The organism is Pseudomonas mosselii, assembly GCF_005796105.1.
Classification (GTDB): Bacteria; Pseudomonadota; Gammaproteobacteria; order Pseudomonadales; family Pseudomonadaceae; genus Aquipseudomonas; species Aquipseudomonas mosselii_C.
In genome coordinates, this window is record NZ_VAUO01000001.1 from 599,924 (window position 1) to 616,326 (window position 16,403).

Genomic DNA, 16,403 nt, shown 5'->3' on the forward strand with positions numbered 1-16,403 from the left:
ACAAAAGGCTTTTTGCTAGGAGTCCGGCTCAGGGCGGCTCCTAGCCTTTTTATTCAATAATTGTGCTGTTATCGCGAGAGCGAATTTCCAGCAATTTTATTTTTGGGCGCCCACTTAAGCGCCTCAGTATCACTCACCTAAGAATTTCATCATACCTAACAAAAAATCATTAATGGGGTAAATATGAGTTTTTCTAAGTCCGGCTATGTTGCTGGGGCAGTCGCTTATGCACTTTTTTCGCCGGAAGCATTTCCCCTAGAGTTTTCTGGTTATGTGCGTAGCGGTGTTGGTGGGTCAACTAAAGGTGGTGCGCAGTCGTGTTTTTTCCTTCCTGGTGCAAAATCTAAATACCGGCTTGGCAACGAGTGTGAGCAATATGTTGAAATGGAGCTCCGGCAAGACATGTTTCGGCTCGAAGATGGCTCGGTAATTAGTTTGGATGGAATGGCTCAGGTTCAAAGTAATTACGGGCATAGCCTAGAATTTACTGGTGATCACAGCTTTACTCGCATGAATCAAATTTATGCGGAGTGGAGCAATATGCCAGCACTCAATGGTGGTTCATTTTGGGCTGGGCGTCGTTTTTACAAACGAAATGACATAAATATATCGGACTATTTCTACTGGAATCAGAGCGCTACGGGTTTCGGATTTGACCAGGTGGCAATAGGTGACTTGAAATACAGTTATGTATTCTCTCGAAAGGATGATGTATTTCAAAAACCTCTAATCAACAGGCATGACTTTAATGTCGAGGGCTTCCGTACGAACCCGGGAGGAGAGGTAGAACTCGGAGTTAGCTACCTTGATAAGCCAAGCAGCGCCAACTCTCATAGCGGCTGGTCTGTAGCCGCTCAGCATAAGCAAGAAGAGTTCTTGGGGGGAGTTAATAAATTCGCAGTTCAGTATGGTCGAGGGCCAGGCACAGCTTTGGGCTACACGGGAGATCCAACCCTCGACAACAGCAACGAAAGCTGGCGTGTAGTCGAGTTTTTTGACTGGCAAGTTTCCCCAAGGTTTGGCGGTCAATTTAATATCGTTTACCAGAAAGATAAACGTTCGGATGGTGAGGATCAAAACTGGCTGTCGGTTGGTGTCCGCCCTGTATACGCCCTCAGCGACCAATTTAAATTGCTCACAGAGCTTGGGCGAGATCAGGTTGAAGCTCCAGGCGGTACTCGTAAGCTCACGAAGTTTACAATTGCGCCCACTTGGTCACCCTCAGGGCCAAAATTCTGGGATCGACCAGAAGTGCGTTTATATTACACGTACGCCAAATGGAACAAAGCAGCTCAGCGAGCCGCTAACGAGTTTTATGCAGGTTCGGCATTGTCTGAAAGTGGGCCGTTTGACGGCGCTCTGCATGGCTCAAACTTTGGCGTCCAGCTTGAATATTGGTGGAAATAACCGGGGCTGAGACAGGGGATTAATTAAGGGCTTTCCTGTCCAGTCAAGGACGACTCACTCGCTTGTTTATCGTGTGGGTCGTCCTTGTGTCTGTCCCAAAATGGGGCAGAAATTGACTTCATAACTGCTTTAGGATCGCTGGTCTGTTGAAAGCTCGGTCAAGTGAGCGGCGAAAAGAAAGCGGATCCCAAGAAATATGCGAGAAAGGCCTAGTGCCTACGCTTAAACTCAACATCTAGAGAGCTTGCCATGATTATGGGTGCTAGCCGGCTTAACATACAAGATCATGATGACACTCGAGTGCTGGCCGAGCAATCAGCAGAGGACTACTCGAGGCATGTGGTACCTCTTGCTGCACGGTCAAGCCGTTGGAGTCTTGCAATGTCCTCTTGGTCAGTCCTGAGCGCTCTTTTTTATCTCTATATAAGCGTGGCGGTGGCGCAAGCGGTTGGTACACGAAGTGCGCTGATTGGTATTATGTTGTCGATAGCGTTTTATGGCGTTGTCAACTATTTGATTTGTCAGCGATCGATTAAGAGCGGCCTTTCAGTAGCCCTGCTTTCTCGAAGTGTTTTTGGCGGTGCGGGTGCGGTCATTTCCTCACTGATATTTGCAGTAACTGCTATATATTATGCAGTATTTGAAGGTTCTATTATTGCTGTTGCGTTTCAGCAGTATTTTGCACCTGAAAGCGATATTCGGTGGTGGTATTTGCTGGTAGTTGCGTATGCAGTTCCGCTAGTGTTGGGCGGAATTCAGTTATGGATGGATAAGCTTAACGGGGCGCTATTGCCTTTGTATGTCGGTGGTTTGTTGGTAATAGTGATAATGGCTGGCACGAGGTTTGGCTTTTCTACTGATTTTTTGAATATAGAACCATCGCTTGAAATTAGCATGCCGGGATGGCTGTGGGCCTTCATTGTTTACTTGGGTATTTGCGTCAATATGATGGTTACCGCCGAATTTTCCCGTTTCGGTAAGCCAGAAGACGCAAATTTCCATGGTTTGTTTACTTTTGGCCCTGTTTTCTATTTTGCATTATATGCCGTAAATGGGGTGGCTGGGATCTTCATCATGGATACGGTCTTTCCCGGGCTCGAGGCTAGCGAGCAAGGCATCGCTGAGGCTGTACTTAAAGCGTCAGGCCTCGTCGGCTTGCTTTTCATTCTGGTTAGCCAAACCCGCATCAACACTGCAAATTACTATATGGCATCACTCAATTTAGCCGGCTTTGCTGCTCGTGGCTTGGGGATTCGTTTGCCTCGTGCTGTTTGGGTTTTGGTTGTTGGCGTTTGTGTTTATTTGTTGATGCTTACAAATGTCTTCAGTTATTTACTAAAGGCATTGGCTTGGCAGGGGGTGGCTGTGACGTCGTGGGTTGCAATCCTCTTGACTCACTATGCATTAAATTCTAATGACGAGGGTAATGAATTTCGTCCGGGGAGGGTAAAAGCGATAATGCCGGGTGCCTGGGCGATCATATGCTCTACATGTCTCGGAATTTCCATTATTGAACTAGGATCTAAAGGCGTATGGTATGTGGATTTCGCTCCATTGCTGGTGTCATTTGTTGCGGCCTCTAGCTATTGGCTGATTACTAAATTTGCTGGGCCGCGGCCCCTCTTGCGAGTGCGAGATCCTAGGAATGAGGTGGCTGATATATGGAGTCAGCATATTGAGTGTCATGCCTGCTTCCGCTTTTATACCGCAATTGAAATGGATGCCGATCCCTCAGCTAATCAGCAAGCCATCTGTACAGGTTGTGCTGAAGCAAACAAGGTCTTCTTGTCGTCAGTGAAGTCAGAGTCTGATCATTTGAGTAAGCAGTCTGCATCGAGATTGAATGGCTCATGATTGGGCTTACCGTTTCAATATTGCTAAGTAATCCTGTGGCTGAGTTGTGGGTTGGTCGCGAGATCATATAAAAAATTAAGCTGTTCATTGGTTTGTTGCTACCTGCCTTTCTAGCTCGATTGCGACAGCTCGATTTTGCGTGCCTGTCGCGTGTATTAAGTCCGGGGTGAGATGATGAAGCATAGAGTTTTGATTGTTGGTGGTGGTGCAGGCGGGCTTGAGTTGGCTACCAGACTTGGTAAGACGCTCGGAAAGCAAAAAAAAGCGGCGATTACATTGGTGGATGCAAATTTAACGCACATCTGGAAGCCGCTCCTTCACGAAGTTGCAGCTGGTTCTTTGGATCCCAGTATTGATGAGCTGAATTATTTTGCGCAGGCAAAGTGGAACCATTTTTCGTTTCAGTTTGGCCGCATGGTAGGTATGGATCGTGAGCGAAAAGTAGTGCTGCTGGCATCCAGCGACGGGGATGCTCGGGAGGTACCTTACGATACACTTGTACTGGCTGTTGGTAGTCAGTGCAATGATTTCGGCACTGTAGGTGTTCAAGATCATTGTCAATTCTTGGATAGCCGTACTCAGGCTGAAAAGCTTCAGAAGCAGCTTCTCGCACGTTACATGCGAGCGCATGCAGAAGATGCATCTAATCCACTCCGAATCGCTATTGTCGGAGCCGGCGCAACCGGGGTTGAGCTGTGCGCAGAGCTGCAGCATGCTGTCCGTGTCATTGAGGGATATGGCCTTCGTCATGCGTCCCCGGACATTCTGCAAGTGACTTTGCTAGAGGCTGGCCCTAGGATTCTCCCTGTCTTGAATCAAGATGTCAGTGAGACTGTTCACTCAGGCCTAGCCAACCTGGGGATTGACGTCCGTGTGAATACGGCGGTGAAGGAGGTGAAGGCTAAGGGCGTAGTACTTGCCGACGGTGGTGCTATTTCCTCTGACCTGACGATCTGGGCTGCAGGTATCAAAGCACCTGCATTTTTGAAGGGGCTAAGCGGGCTGGAGACGAATCGGATCAACCAGCTTTTGGTACGCCGTACGCTGCAGACGACGATCGATGACTCAATTTTTGCCATAGGTGATTGTGCGTCCTGTCCGTTATCCGATGAGGGAGCAGGTACTGTCCCTCCTCGAGCACAGGCTGCCCATCAACAAGCCGAGATGTTGAGCAGAAGCCTCGCTCTCCGTATCTCTGGCAAGCCGCTGCTCAAATTCAATTATGAAGACCGAGGGACATTGATCTCGATGGCGTCTTTCAATGCAGTAGGAGCGCTGACTGGACTGCTGGGGCGGAAAAATGTGACCGAAGGTCTTTTTGCAAGGACACTATATATGTCACTTTATCGACTTCATCAGGTAGCACTGTTTGGCGCTACGAGGGCGCTGTTAAAGGCATTCTCTGATTTGCTGCAGCGTAAGACCCGGCCAAGGCTCAAACTCCACTAATATTGAGATTGATTGAAGCGTACGTGTAGGTTGCTGATAACCTACGGGATTGCTGCAGTAGTGTGAGTACTACTGCAGCTTACGTCCCGTTGGCCGGCCAATAGGAAGTGCTTCGTGTAACCCTCAGCTGAAATCCAGGTCGATAGACCTTCTTTCACTAATGGACTTTCTGGCAGCATCCATGATTACAGTGGCGTCATAAGCGTCACTTAGAGACGAAAGTGGGGCGCGCTTTCCAGTGAGACACTCTTCAATGAAGAACTTTTGGATTTGGTAAAAGCTATCCCAATATGTGCCGTCGTCCCAGAACGGAAGTCTCGCGTCTCCGAACTTTGTCGTATCCCACGGCACCACTGATGAACCATTCTTGCCGATAATTTTGAAGTACACAGACCAGGGGTCACGGCTACAATCATCGGCTGAGAAGCTGCCCCAAAGATTCGCGATGTTGCCGTTTGGATATTCTGCGATGATCATTAGCTGATCGTGGGCTTGCGGATCTTCGAAATGGACATTAGAGCCTGTAGCAAAAACTCGTTCCGGCCGACCCAAAAAATACAGCATGCAATATATGTGATGAACCATAAGCTCGCTCATGGTTAGATCAGGCGCGCCAATTTCAGCGGGGTGACGCTTGTTATAGATTGCCCAGAAGTTTACGATTTCTCCGAGATGCCCGGCGTCAATATGCGCGCGAACACGCTGCATGGTTTCTGCATAAACGTAGTTGTGAGACGGTACGCACAAGCGATTGACGCCGCGCGAAAGTATCTCCAGCTCTCGGATTTGATCGGTACTCGTGCAAATTGGCTTTTCTATCAGTACATGCTTTCTTGCGAATAGAGCTTCTTTGGCGAAGTGAAAGTGGGTTTCTGCGTTGGTACAGATAACAACCGCATCGATGCTAGGATCATCAAGTAAGGCTTCCGGGGTCGGGTATACTACCCCTCCAAACCGCTCTTTAAACGCAGCTGCTTTGCTCGGAGTTCTACCCCATCCACCGACGTAGGCGGTGGGGTCAATTTCATTAAGCGCAGTTACATGCAGCTCTGCAACGTTGCCTAGCCCAATAATGCCAATTTTCATGTGCTATTCTCAATACTTGATGTCGACAGTTTGGCCGGATGCTAAAGACTCAGCGGCAGCATCCGCGATCAGTTGAGCAAACAACCCATCTGCAGCGTTCGGAGTAGGTGATGTGCCAGTGGAAATGCAGTGAACAAATTGCTCCATTTCTGCGAGGTATGCAGGGCCAAATCTCTCTAGGAAAAATGGCTTGGCGACAGGCATCGTAAATCCTGAACTTGTCGCACTTTCAACTTGGCTTTCATGGATGTTTGTAACTCTCAGCATTCCTTTGGAGCCATGTACCTCGAGTCTTTGGTCATAGCCATAACTAGCACGGCGTGAGTTTGAAATTTGACATATTTTTCCAGACTTTGTCATGAGCAGTGCTATGGCGGTGTCAACGTCGCCTACGTCTTTAACTGCCGGGTCTACCAGCGCTGAGCCAGTTGCAAACACCCGAGTAGGATTTTCATTCAGTAAGAATCGTGCCAAGTCAAAATCATGGATCATCATGTCCCTGAAGATGCCACCAGAGCCTTTCAGGTACTCGACCGGAGGTGGAGCAGGGTCTCGGGACGTGATTGTGACAGTTTCCAGCTGCCCGATTTCACCCGCAGCTAGTCGTTTCTGCAACGCACCAAAATGCGGATCGAACCGTTGATTGAACGCGGTCATAAACGGTACGCCGGCGCTTGAGACCTTCGCTATGCATTGACGAACCCGATCTGAGGACATATCAATAGGCTTTTCACAGAAAATCGGCTTTCCTGCATCTGCCAAGGCATGGATAAGATCGAAGTGAGTCGGAGAGGGCGTCGCAATCACTACTGCATCTATGTCTTCTGCCCGAATGATTCCGTCGATCGTCCTGGCTTCAACATTGAAGCGGCTGGCACATGTTTCAGCTGCTGCGGGTATGGCGTCGGCTACCGCTACAAGCTTGGCGGTTGGAATCTGCATTAGACTCGCCGCGTGCACATTTCCGATTCGACCGCAGCCTAGAATACCTACTCTGAGCATATCGCTATCTCTGTATTTTAATTTGTTGATTTGAAGACGGCGAAATTAGAGTGGCAGCGAGCGCTTTAACGGGCGAATCGTATTTTTTTATAAGCACTGAAAGCTAAAGGTTATCAGCGGAATTCTTGTCCTCACCAGGCACATGGTTGCTGGGATTGAGGCCTTATAGATTTACGAGGATTGCGAGAGTGAAGGACTTTAAATAGCGGCCAGAAATCATCCCAATCATCATTGGCCTTCTTACTCTTTTGGATTTGTTGCTAATTTTGGTAACGCGCTGAGACGAAATCTGATCATCTGGTCATGTTACAAGCCTTGGCCAGGCTGCTGTGTCAGTTTGGCACAGTTGCGTCGTCTGCGTGAGGATAGTCTAACGGTTCGGTAAGCAGATCCATCGGCTCAGCTCTAGAGCATCTGAGCCAAGCAGTGATGGCGCTAACCACGCCAGACCTCAGTTCCCAACTATAGGCTTGGTCTAAATAAAAAATAGAAATTTTGAGTCTTCTGCCTCTCATTCAGCGATTCACTGATTAGCTAGCCAAGGCCAATGCTGATGGATCAACTGTTTTTCTGGTTGGTGTGTCTGCTTGCGTTGTAGCTGCCGCAGTGGCAATTGCTCTGTGAAAACTAACAAAAATTATAGTCGGGGATATGTATGAAGCATTCTTTTAAGCTTGCGGCTATTTTTCTGGCGGCAGTTTCGCCGTGGTCGGAAAGCAATGCGATTGAGTTGAGCAAGGACTTTACGCTCGCGCTCGATGCAGGGTTGTACAGTCAGTATTGGTCTCGCGGGATGTCACAAACCCAAGGCGATCCAGCCCTTCAAGGCTCCGCCACCTTAGTACATTCCAGTGGTTTGTTCGCGGGCGTATGGAGCTCGAATGTCGACTTCGGTCACGGCAGCAAGACACGCCAGGAAATCGATTATTACCTGGGTTACTCCATGCAGCTGGCCGATGACGTTAGCTTGGAGTTGACTTATCTGGAGTACGAGTACCCCAAGCAAGCGGATCTCAATTACAGCGAATACTATGCGAAACTGAATGCCCACGGATTCATCTTAGGCGGTTATTACTCCGATGATCTGTGGGGAGATGAAAGCATGCTCTACAGCTTCGTGGGCTATGAAACTACCTTGCCAGGAGATATAGGCTTGAAAACACGCTATGGCCAGGTTGACTACAAAGATCCTGTTTTCGTTTCCGGAAACGGCAGCACCCGAAGCAAGTACAACGAGTGGCAGGTTGAAGTGAACAAGGAACTGCTGGGGCTCAAATGGTCTCTCAGCTACGCTGATAGCAATCTCTCCAAGGTAGAATGTCTCAACTTCAACGGCTTTGATGATGTCTGCTCCGCAACCGTCATCGCCGGTGTTAGCAAGTCGTTCTAGCTGGTTTGGTTATGAATATGAGCTGATTGGTTGTACAAAGCGGGCAATCTATTGCCCGCTTTGTAGCGCGTGCATACTACCTATCGTAAGAAATAAGCACTGTGTGGAGCGTGCTGGCTCGTATACCCATTGATGCTGTCTAATGGGCTTTCCTGCTTATGCGCTAAGTAGAGAGATCAGGTATGTTACAGCGCAGAACACTATAGACTTTAACCCTTGCTTAGAAAATTTGGGATTTTCCTAAGCATTTTCTTATTGAAGTTTTTTTGGTAGTTTCTCTTGTCACTTTTTTGGTGGTCAGACTTTTCACTTTTCAGCGAGACATCCAGCCTATTGTTGCCAAGAGGTCTTCGTCGCTGCAGTCACTGCAAAGTCCGCGTGGGGGCATGACACTCAAGCCATTCACTACGTTTTTGAGCAATATTTCTTGCCCTTGAGCCAGGCGAGGTTTCCAAGCAGCGATATCGCCTTTTTTGGGCGCGTTTGGGAGTTGTCCGTTGTGGCACATGGCGCACGTTTTTGAGAATACGGCCTCAGGCTCTTGAGCCGCTTGGGCAGTAGCAATCATGAAGGCTGTCAGGGTAATCAGCAGTGTTCTTTTCATAGGAGATCTTCTTCTTGTTGTTCAGAAATTGTCTTTCCACATACGCATCGCTGCGAAGCATGCCTCGGCTGATGTGATGGATAGTCTCGTGTGACGCTGGACAGCTTCAACGATCTTCGCCTCCCGCACACGGAGGAACGGGTTACAAGCCCGTTCAACGCTAATGCTGGTGGGCAAGGTGCACTGCCCGCGATTGCGGATTTCACAGACTTCAGTCAAGAGCTTGGCTATTTGTTGATTGTCTGGATCTACTGCCAAAGCAAAACGTAGGTTGGGCAGCGTGTACTCATGTGCGCAGTACACCTGCGTCTGCCCTGGGAGCGCTGCGAGGCATTCGAGCGATATCAGCATTTGTCGCGGCGTACCCTCAAACAAGCGGCCACAGCCGGCGCTAAATAGCGTGTCTCCACTAAACAGCACATCCTCATCAACCAGGTAGAAGGCCAGATGCCCTGAAGTATGGCCAGGCACGGCGATAACATTAATGGTTCGTCCTAGTACCTGGATCAAATCACCATCTGTGAGTGGCCGATCCCTAGCAGGGATTGATTCGTTTGCAGGGCCATAAACGAGGGGATTGAATTCAGACTTCAGCTTCTCGACACCACCCACGTGGTCACTGTGATGGTGAGTGATTAGCACATCGGAGAGCACCCAGCCGGGATGCTCTGCCAGCCAAGCTTGAACTGGCCCGGCATCACCTGGATCTACAACTGCACAGGCCTGGTTTGCGTGATCGGCCAGAAGCCAGATGTAGTTGTCGATGAACGCTGGGATTGCGCAAATCTCCAGGCGGTTTTCGGCAGTGTTCGTCATGCCGCATTCGTCCTCAAAGCATCAGCGATGAACTCAGCCTGACGAATCGCCAGGCTCACGATCGTCAGGGTTGGATTTTCGGCTGCGCTGGTAGTGAACTGACTGCCATCTGAAATGAACAGATTGGGGACTTCATGGCTCTGCCCGTACTTGTTGCAGACGCCATCGGCTTCCTTGTGGCTCATGCGACAAGTACCCATATTGTGAGTTGAGGGGTAGGGGGGGACGCGGTGAGTCTTCAGTGCGCCGACAGCTTCATAGACGGCGCTACCTTGCTGATAGGCGTGCTCTCGCATCGCAATATCATTGGGGTGGTCGTCGTAGTGCACGTTGGCCACAGGAATGCCGAAGCGGTCTTTGACGGTATCGCTCAGGGTGATGCGGTTGCTTTCCCGGGGCATGTCTTCACCCACCAACCACATGCCTGCCAGGTGCGTGTAGTTGTCCATGACGCGGGTGAAGTCACGTCCCCAGGCACCAGGATTGAAGAAGGCAGCCATGAAGGATGGGCCGAGCGAGATGGTTTCCATTTCGTAACCACCGACAAAGCCTCTGTCGGGATTGAAGTGCACCTCGTCTCCGATCAGGCCGGCCATAATGGTGCCCCGGTAGAAATGCACCGGATCCTTAAACTCTGCGAACACTGAGCCGGTGGTGTGGCGCATGTAGTGTTTACCGACCATCCCGGAGCCGTTGCCAATGCCATGAGGGAATAAGGTGCTGGTCGAATTGAGCAGCAGCCGAGGCGTTTCGATAGCATTACCTGCCACTGCCACAAGACGCGCTTTCTGGCGTTGCAGTCGTCCTTGTGCGTCTGCGTAGACCACACCGGTTGCACGTCCCTTGGCATCGTGTTCGATTTTCACCGCGTGAGCCTGTGTGCGAAGTTCAAGCTTGCCAGTGGCTTCAGCTGCTGGAATCTCGGTGTACAGCGTTGACCATTTTGCCCCCATCTTGCAGCCCTGGAAGCAGAAGCCGAGTTGCATGCATTGGGCGCGTCCTGCACGGGCGCGGCTGTTGATCGCCATGTGGCCGGTACTGCATTTCTTGTAGCCAAGCTTGCGAGCACCGTTGTACATCACCTGAAAATTGTTGTTTCCCGGCAGGCCTGGAATGTCGTTGGTGCGTGTCACGCCCATCTTGTCTTCTGCCCTTGCATAGAAGGGTTCCAGTTCTGCCAGCGTCAATGGCCAATCAAGCAGGTTCGCGTCTTTGATATCGCCATAGGTCTGGCGCGCCCGAAACTCGTGCTCTTGGAATCTCAGGCTGGCACCTGCCCAGTGGGTAGTCGTTCCGCCCACGGTTTTGCAGATCCAAGCTGGTAGGTTCGGGAAGTCCTTGGCGATCTGCCACGACCCCGAAGTCGTCCGGGTATCGCCCCAGGACAATTGCTCGAACGAAGGCCATTCGTCGTTGATGAAGGTGGCTGAGGATTGTCGCTGGCCGGCTTCCAATAGAACGACAGGGATACCCTTCTGACACAGCTCATTGGCCAGAGTCCCGCCACCCGCACCAGAACCGATGATCACCACTACCGAGTCGTCGTCAAAGTTGAATGTGGTCATGTACGCATCCTCAGGAAAAGGCGGGGGGGCTGGCTTCGGTGGGAGCTGCAGGCAGCCATTTCAGGTCGTTGAAACCGCGCATCAAATAGCCGCCTTTAGGGAAGGAGGCGCCCTCGTAGCCAAAGTGCTGGTAGGCGAGTTCGTTGCTGTAAAGAGCATTGACCGACACTGATCTGACCAGGGTGAAAAAAGGGGTGCTCTCGATGGACTCAAGCACGGCCAATTGGCGCTCCTCATCCAGATTCAGCCAGTCGCCACCTGCTGATTTATCTAGCTCGCTCAGGCCTTGCTCAAGCAGGGGAAGAATGGAGGGATCAGTCACGGCGCGGTCGTCCAATGCCTTGATCGCGAAAGCGTACACAGCGTCTTCCATCTGATCGTGAGGATAGATGCGGCGCACCATAACGATCAGGCGCGCGGCCACCGTATTGTTCAGCATTTTCATTTCGAGCGCCCAGGTTGTACTGGGGGCAAGTAGAGCTATGGGGCCGGACGTGAAAAGCAGTGTGCCCAAAAGAATCCCGCCACTGCCTTTGAGGAAGCCACGGCGGCTAGCTTGTAGATCGGTCATGCGGTTCTCCTTTTTGTTTTTATAGGAGCCTGACATCACGGGTGCTGCTTGAGAGGGATTTGCGTTTTCCAGACGGAGTAGATCGACTACTTCTGAACGTCAGATGCTCGAGATTGCGCTATTGATAGTGGCCGGCGCGCTGCAGCACTTCGATCTTGTAGCCATCAGGGTCTTGAATGAAAAAGAATCGAGCAAGCATCTCCTCGCCACGTTTGAATTCCTTGATGGGGGCAGGAGAGAGCCCTATTTCGCTCAAGCGAGCGTGATGGTGATCAAGGTCTTCTACTGCGAAGGCGACATGGCCATAGCCACTGCCGTGGGTGTAGCCGTCTTGGCCCTTGTTCCAGGTCAGTTCGATTTCGGCGCCGCTTTGCTGGTCGTGCAGGTAGACGAGGGAGAAGTCGTCGAATTCAAGGCGATGGGATTCCTGCAGGTCGAATGCTTGTCCGTAGAAACGCATGGAGGCATCTAGGTCACCTACACGGATCATGGTGTGGAGGAATTTTGGCATTATCAGGCTTTCCTGTGGTGTTGTTATGCACTCAGGATGGCAGCATGAAAATCTGGCGGGTAATAAGTGGCTATTACGTGCGCCTCGGCAGCGAAATGGGTACGTGTAATAGCGGTGTATTACCCGCGTGCTGCTTGGGTCAGGTACCTTGAAGCTTGGGCCTATACCATCGACGGGACGTAACCAGGTAGATCCAGTGGAGGCGTTATGTGTGAGCTGTATGTGAAGGCAGACCCGATTCTTTATGAGTCGCGCTCGCGCTCCTTGCGTATTCGGGGCGTAGTCACCACCTTGCGTCTGGAAAACCAGTTCTGGGACATCTTGACTGAGATTGCTGCAACGGACGGTGTCAGCACCAACCAGCTGATCGCGAAGCTGTACGAGGAAGTCATGGATTATCGCGGAGAGGTAGTGAATTTTGCTTCGTTCCTGAGGGTAAGCTGCACCCGATACCTGAGTCAGAAGCAAGTGGTAAATAAAGTAGTTCCATTCTCAATCGCTGCCGGTTGATTCGGCGTATTGGCTATCGGTTGTCGAGCAACTCAGCCGTCCGTTGTGCGGTCTTGAGATTACCGACCCGCTATGACACGGGTCGGTGGTGATCAAAGCAGCGCCTGTCCAGTTTTGGAATGAGCACCAAGGTGGTGATTTGTTAGGAGTAGCCTTGCCAGAGCTGGAGTCAGGATAAGAGCGCCCAGCATGTTCCAGATGAACATGAACGCCAGCAGTATGCCCATGTCCGCTTGAAATTTGATGGGCGAGAATGCCCAGGTAGCCACCGCAATTCCCAGCGTGACGCCGGTCAGGATCACGACCTTTCCAGTCGACAACAAGGCAAGGTAATAGGCGCGCGATAGCGTCTCACCATTGCGCAGGTTTGCGAGCGTGACGCTGAGAATGTATAGCGAGTAGTCGACGCCGATACCAACACCCAAAGCGATCACAGGAAGGGTGGCGACCTTCAGACCAATACCCAAGCCAACCATGAGAGCCTCACATAAAATGGAGGTGAGCATGAGCGGCAATACCGTGCAGATCACCGCACGCCATGAGCGGAAGGTGATGAAGCACAGGATCGTCACCGCCGCATACACCATCATCAACATCTGCACATTTGCCTTCTTCACGACGATGTTGGTTGCGGCCTCAATCCCGGCATTACCTGCTGCGGACATGAACTGAAGGGTTTTGCTGTTGTTCGCTGCTGCGAATGTCTCAACTGTATTCACCACGCGGGTGAGAGTGTCTGCTTTGTGGTCAGCGAGGAAGACATTGATGGTTAGCAGATCACAGTTCTGATTGAACAGTTCTCTTGGGGCGCGTGTAATGATGGCGTTGAGCAGGCCTTGGTTTCGAGGAATTTCGTACCAGGTGAGGCTACCCTCATTCATTCCTGCAGCAGCCTGTTTACTCAACGCAGCGAGGGAGGTAGTCGAGACGACACCCGGGAGTTGCTGTAGCCTGGCCTCCAGGGCGTCGACTTTGACCAAGGTTTCATAATTAGCGCAGTAGTACTGCGGTGTCTTGACCATGACAACATACTTGTCGCTGCTCGCCGCATAGTTATTAACCATGAAGGCGTTGTCCTGATTGTAACGAGACTCAGCACGCAACTCAGGTGCACCTGGATCGAGATCGCCGACCTTGAGGTGCAAGCTGATTGCAAATCCCGCAGCAGCCATTGCACCTGCAATGATTAACGCGCCATTGCTCCAGCGACCTGGACTGGTGAAACGATCCAAAAAGCTCCACAGCGAATGCCGGGCCTCCGTTTGATCGTGCGCCTTTTGTTCCGACTCTGCTTCGCGCCGCGCAGCAGTTTTACTGACACCTGTGTAGGAGAGCAGCACGGGTAGCAGTACAAGGTTTGTCAGAACCAGCACAAGTACGCCAATGGTGGCAGTAACCGCCAGATCTTGGATGACCGGGATGTTGATGATCATCAACACGGCAAAACCCACCGCGTCAGCAAGCAACGCCATTGCACCGGTCAGGAACAGCCTTCGGAAAGTGAGGCGCGCCGCAATGAGTTTGTCCGCACCGCGACCAATGTCCTGCATGATGCCATTCATCTTCTGTGCGCCATGGGACAGGCCGATAGCAAAGATCAGGAAGGGCACCAAAATCGAGTAGGGGTCAAGGTTGTAACCCATTGATGCTAACAGGCCGAGCAACCACACCACAGCAATCACCGAGCACAGCAGTACCAGCAAGGTGCTGCGCAGGCAGCGGGTGTACCAATAGAGAACCAGAGCACAGATTACTAGAGTGCCAGCGAAGAACAGCTGCATCAGTGCCAGGCCGTCCATCAGGTCACCCACTACTTTGGCAAAGCCGGTAATGGCGATGCTCGTGTGCTCATTGCTGTATTTTTCGCGCAGATCATCGAGCTGTTTGGAGAGGGCTCGATAGTCCAAGGCGTTATCGGAGCCAGCAGTGGCCGCATCCTGCAAAGGGAGGATAATGACGCTCGATTGCAGATTCGGCGCTACCAGTCTGCCGATTTCACCCGAGCGTTCAACGTTTTGTCGTACCTGTTCAATGCTGGCGGGCGACCCATCATAGTCCTCAGGAATCACGGGGCCGCCGTCGAATCCCTCTTCAGTGACTCCAATCCACCGCGTGGCCGGTGTCCACAGTGATTTCATGTAGGGGCGATCCACCCCCGTCAGCAGGAAAAGATCATCGTTGAGTTGCTTCAGTGTTTCCAGGTAAGCGGTGTTGTAGATGGAGCCGTCGTTACTTTTGACGGCGATTCGCAGCGTATTGCCGCCTTCTCCGAGTTGGCCACGGTACTGGAAATAGTTCTGAATGTAGGGATGATCAACCGGGATCATGCTTTCGAATGCAGCACTCAAACGCAAATGCTGTGCTTGCCAGGCGAGGGTGGCGCTGACCAGGAGGCAGAACAAGACGATCAGTCGGCGATACCGGAACAGCAACCGCTCGGGCAAGCTACCTGACCGGGGATCGAAAAGAGCAATCTTGTTGTCTGTACCGGGCTGCTGTACGGTTACTTTACTGTTCACGAGTGGTGCTCCGATTCAGCTCATCTAGGTTCACACGCGTTACTCCACGAGCACTGCTCAGCACCAGCTTGCCGGTACCTACTTCGATCAAACCTGTGAGGTAGCTAGGTTCTTCAAGCGTGAGTGCGGTGAAGCCGTGCTGCGGCTCTTTGCTCGTCAGCAGTCGGCCAGACTCGTCGACCAGTAACGTGCGGCCATCGCTGAGTAGCGTCCCGGCGGTGATGGTTATCGGACTTGGGTTCGCCACAGGTTGCCAGCTATCCCCCGCGTCATTGGAGAAATAGCTCTTGCCACGCAGGCCAAAAGCAAGCAGGCCGTGCTGGCTCGTTGGGACTAAGCCAAAGAGGGTTCCAGTGGCAGGAGAGGTGAGTGTCTCAAACGTGGTACCTCGATCATTCGAGCGGAGTAGAAGACCCTGTTCGCCAAAAATGAACAGCTTGTCATCAATCTGCTGGATGCCATACAGATGCATGGCGGCAGGGTTATCCAAGCGCTCTTCGATGCTGTACCAGGTGTTCCCTCCATCATTGGTGGAGAACGCCAAGCCGTAGGCGCCCACCACGATACCGTGTGTCGCATCAATGAAATGTACGCCAAGGAACGGTTTGTCTGGGCCGTCTTCGAGCAGGCTGCGCGCGCTAGAGACGCGCTTTTCATTGAGTGCATTTGGCTCTTGCTCAAACCGCTTCTCGGCAGCCTCAAGTACCGTCTGGGCCGCTTGGCGACCATCCAATTGCAGCTTCCAACTCCGACCACCGTCACTGCTATGAAGCACAACGCCGGCATGACCAACGGCCCAACCTTGATCGGGTGTCGGGAAAACAACACGAGTTAGCGTGACGCTTACCGGTGTGTCGACCTGGTTCCAGGACTGGCCGTCATCTTCAGAGCGAAGGATGAAGCCACGCTCGCCGACAGCTACCAGTGCATTGCCCGCTCGTGATACATCGAGCATCAGCGAGTGTTGGGCCAAACCGCTGTGCAGTGCAGATTGTTGTAGCGGCTCAGTCGGCACGGCCTCATCTGCCACGCTGGCACCCGTCACGCCCAAGCTAAGGGCGAGTGCAAGCCTGCCAATTAGTATTCGTTGCATCGTTGGATACCTCGAAGGAGGGCGGG

General features: G+C 51.7%; 14 protein-coding genes. 5 read left to right on the forward strand and 9 right to left on the reverse strand.

Features of this window, described 5'->3' with window-relative positions; all coding sequences use genetic code 11:
• The first annotated feature begins 183 nt into the window (after nucleotides 1-183).
• The 3 genes from FEM01_RS02815 (at nucleotide 184) to FEM01_RS02825 (ending at nucleotide 4,710) form a co-directional block, all read left to right on the forward strand.
• Entirely contained in the window at nucleotides 184-1,407 is a 1,224-nt protein-coding gene (locus FEM01_RS02815; protein ID WP_138217756.1) for a maltoporin, read from the forward strand.
• Between the two features lie 381 nt (nucleotides 1,408-1,788).
• Complete coding sequence (locus FEM01_RS02820; protein WP_138217757.1) at nucleotides 1,789-3,261, forward strand: purine-cytosine permease family protein; 1,473 nt, start codon at nucleotides 1,789-1,791, stop codon at nucleotides 3,259-3,261.
• A gap of 174 nt (nucleotides 3,262-3,435) precedes the next feature.
• Complete coding sequence (locus FEM01_RS02825; protein ID WP_138217758.1) at nucleotides 3,436-4,710, forward strand: NAD(P)/FAD-dependent oxidoreductase; 1,275 nt, start codon at nucleotides 3,436-3,438, stop codon at nucleotides 4,708-4,710.
• A 123-nt stretch (nucleotides 4,711-4,833) separates the two neighbouring features.
• On the opposite strand, the gene FEM01_RS02830 is transcribed toward FEM01_RS02825, so the two are convergent.
• The gene (locus FEM01_RS02830) at nucleotides 4,834-5,796 is read right to left on the reverse strand and encodes a Gfo/Idh/MocA family protein (protein ID WP_138217759.1); all 963 of its coding nucleotides are present in this window, start codon (nucleotides 5,794-5,796) and stop codon (nucleotides 4,834-4,836) included.
• A 9-nt stretch (nucleotides 5,797-5,805) separates the two neighbouring features.
• Nucleotides 5,806-6,798 (reverse strand): inositol 2-dehydrogenase, encoded by a 993-nt coding sequence (gene iolG / locus FEM01_RS02835; RefSeq protein ID WP_121161439.1) that lies wholly within the window; start codon nucleotides 6,796-6,798, stop codon nucleotides 5,806-5,808.
• 655 nt (nucleotides 6,799-7,453) lie between these two features.
• On the opposite strand from iolG, the gene FEM01_RS02840 reads away from it, so the two are divergent.
• Nucleotides 7,454-8,188 (forward strand): TorF family putative porin, encoded by a 735-nt coding sequence (locus FEM01_RS02840; RefSeq protein WP_138217760.1) that lies wholly within the window; start codon nucleotides 7,454-7,456, stop codon nucleotides 8,186-8,188.
• Between the two features lie 313 nt (nucleotides 8,189-8,501).
• Here FEM01_RS02840 and FEM01_RS02845 read toward each other — a convergent pair whose 3' ends face one another.
• The 5 genes from FEM01_RS02845 to FEM01_RS02865 form a co-directional block, all read right to left on the reverse strand.
• Complete coding sequence (locus FEM01_RS02845; RefSeq protein ID WP_121161443.1) at nucleotides 8,502-8,792, reverse strand: c-type cytochrome; 291 nt, start codon at nucleotides 8,790-8,792, stop codon at nucleotides 8,502-8,504.
• 21 nt (nucleotides 8,793-8,813) lie between these two features.
• Nucleotides 8,814-9,608: a hydroxyacylglutathione hydrolase gene (gene gloB, locus FEM01_RS02850; RefSeq protein WP_138217761.1), complete on the reverse strand. Its 795-nt coding sequence runs from the start codon at nucleotides 9,606-9,608 to the stop codon at nucleotides 8,814-8,816.
• A complete protein-coding gene (locus FEM01_RS02855; protein ID WP_138217762.1) occupies nucleotides 9,605-11,173 on the reverse strand; it encodes a GMC family oxidoreductase in 1,569 nt (522 codons plus the stop codon). The genes gloB and FEM01_RS02855 overlap by 4 nt, the downstream gene beginning before the upstream one ends.
• Nucleotides 11,174-11,183: 10 nt before the next feature.
• Entirely contained in the window at nucleotides 11,184-11,744 is a 561-nt protein-coding gene (locus FEM01_RS02860; protein ID WP_138217763.1) for a gluconate 2-dehydrogenase subunit 3 family protein, read from the reverse strand.
• Between the two features lie 118 nt (nucleotides 11,745-11,862).
• The gene (locus FEM01_RS02865; protein ID WP_138217764.1) at nucleotides 11,863-12,255 is read right to left on the reverse strand and encodes a VOC family protein; all 393 of its coding nucleotides are present in this window, start codon (nucleotides 12,253-12,255) and stop codon (nucleotides 11,863-11,865) included.
• A gap of 207 nt (nucleotides 12,256-12,462) precedes the next feature.
• On the opposite strand from FEM01_RS02865, the gene FEM01_RS02870 reads away from it, so the two are divergent.
• Nucleotides 12,463-12,765 carry a ribbon-helix-helix domain-containing protein gene (locus FEM01_RS02870; protein ID WP_138217765.1) on the forward strand — a complete coding sequence of 101 codons (303 nt, stop codon included), beginning with the start codon at nucleotides 12,463-12,465 and terminating at the stop codon, nucleotides 12,763-12,765.
• A 92-nt stretch (nucleotides 12,766-12,857) separates the two neighbouring features.
• On the opposite strand, the gene FEM01_RS02875 is transcribed toward FEM01_RS02870, so the two are convergent.
• Nucleotides 12,858-15,284, reverse strand: coding sequence for an efflux RND transporter permease subunit (locus FEM01_RS02875; RefSeq protein WP_138217766.1), 2,427 nt, complete (start codon nucleotides 15,282-15,284; stop codon nucleotides 12,858-12,860).
• Complete coding sequence (locus FEM01_RS02880; RefSeq protein ID WP_240791702.1) at nucleotides 15,274-16,377, reverse strand: WD40/YVTN/BNR-like repeat-containing protein; 1,104 nt, start codon at nucleotides 16,375-16,377, stop codon at nucleotides 15,274-15,276. Before FEM01_RS02880 ends, FEM01_RS02875 begins: the two co-directional genes overlap by 11 nt.
• Nucleotides 16,378-16,403: the final 26 nt, after the last annotated feature.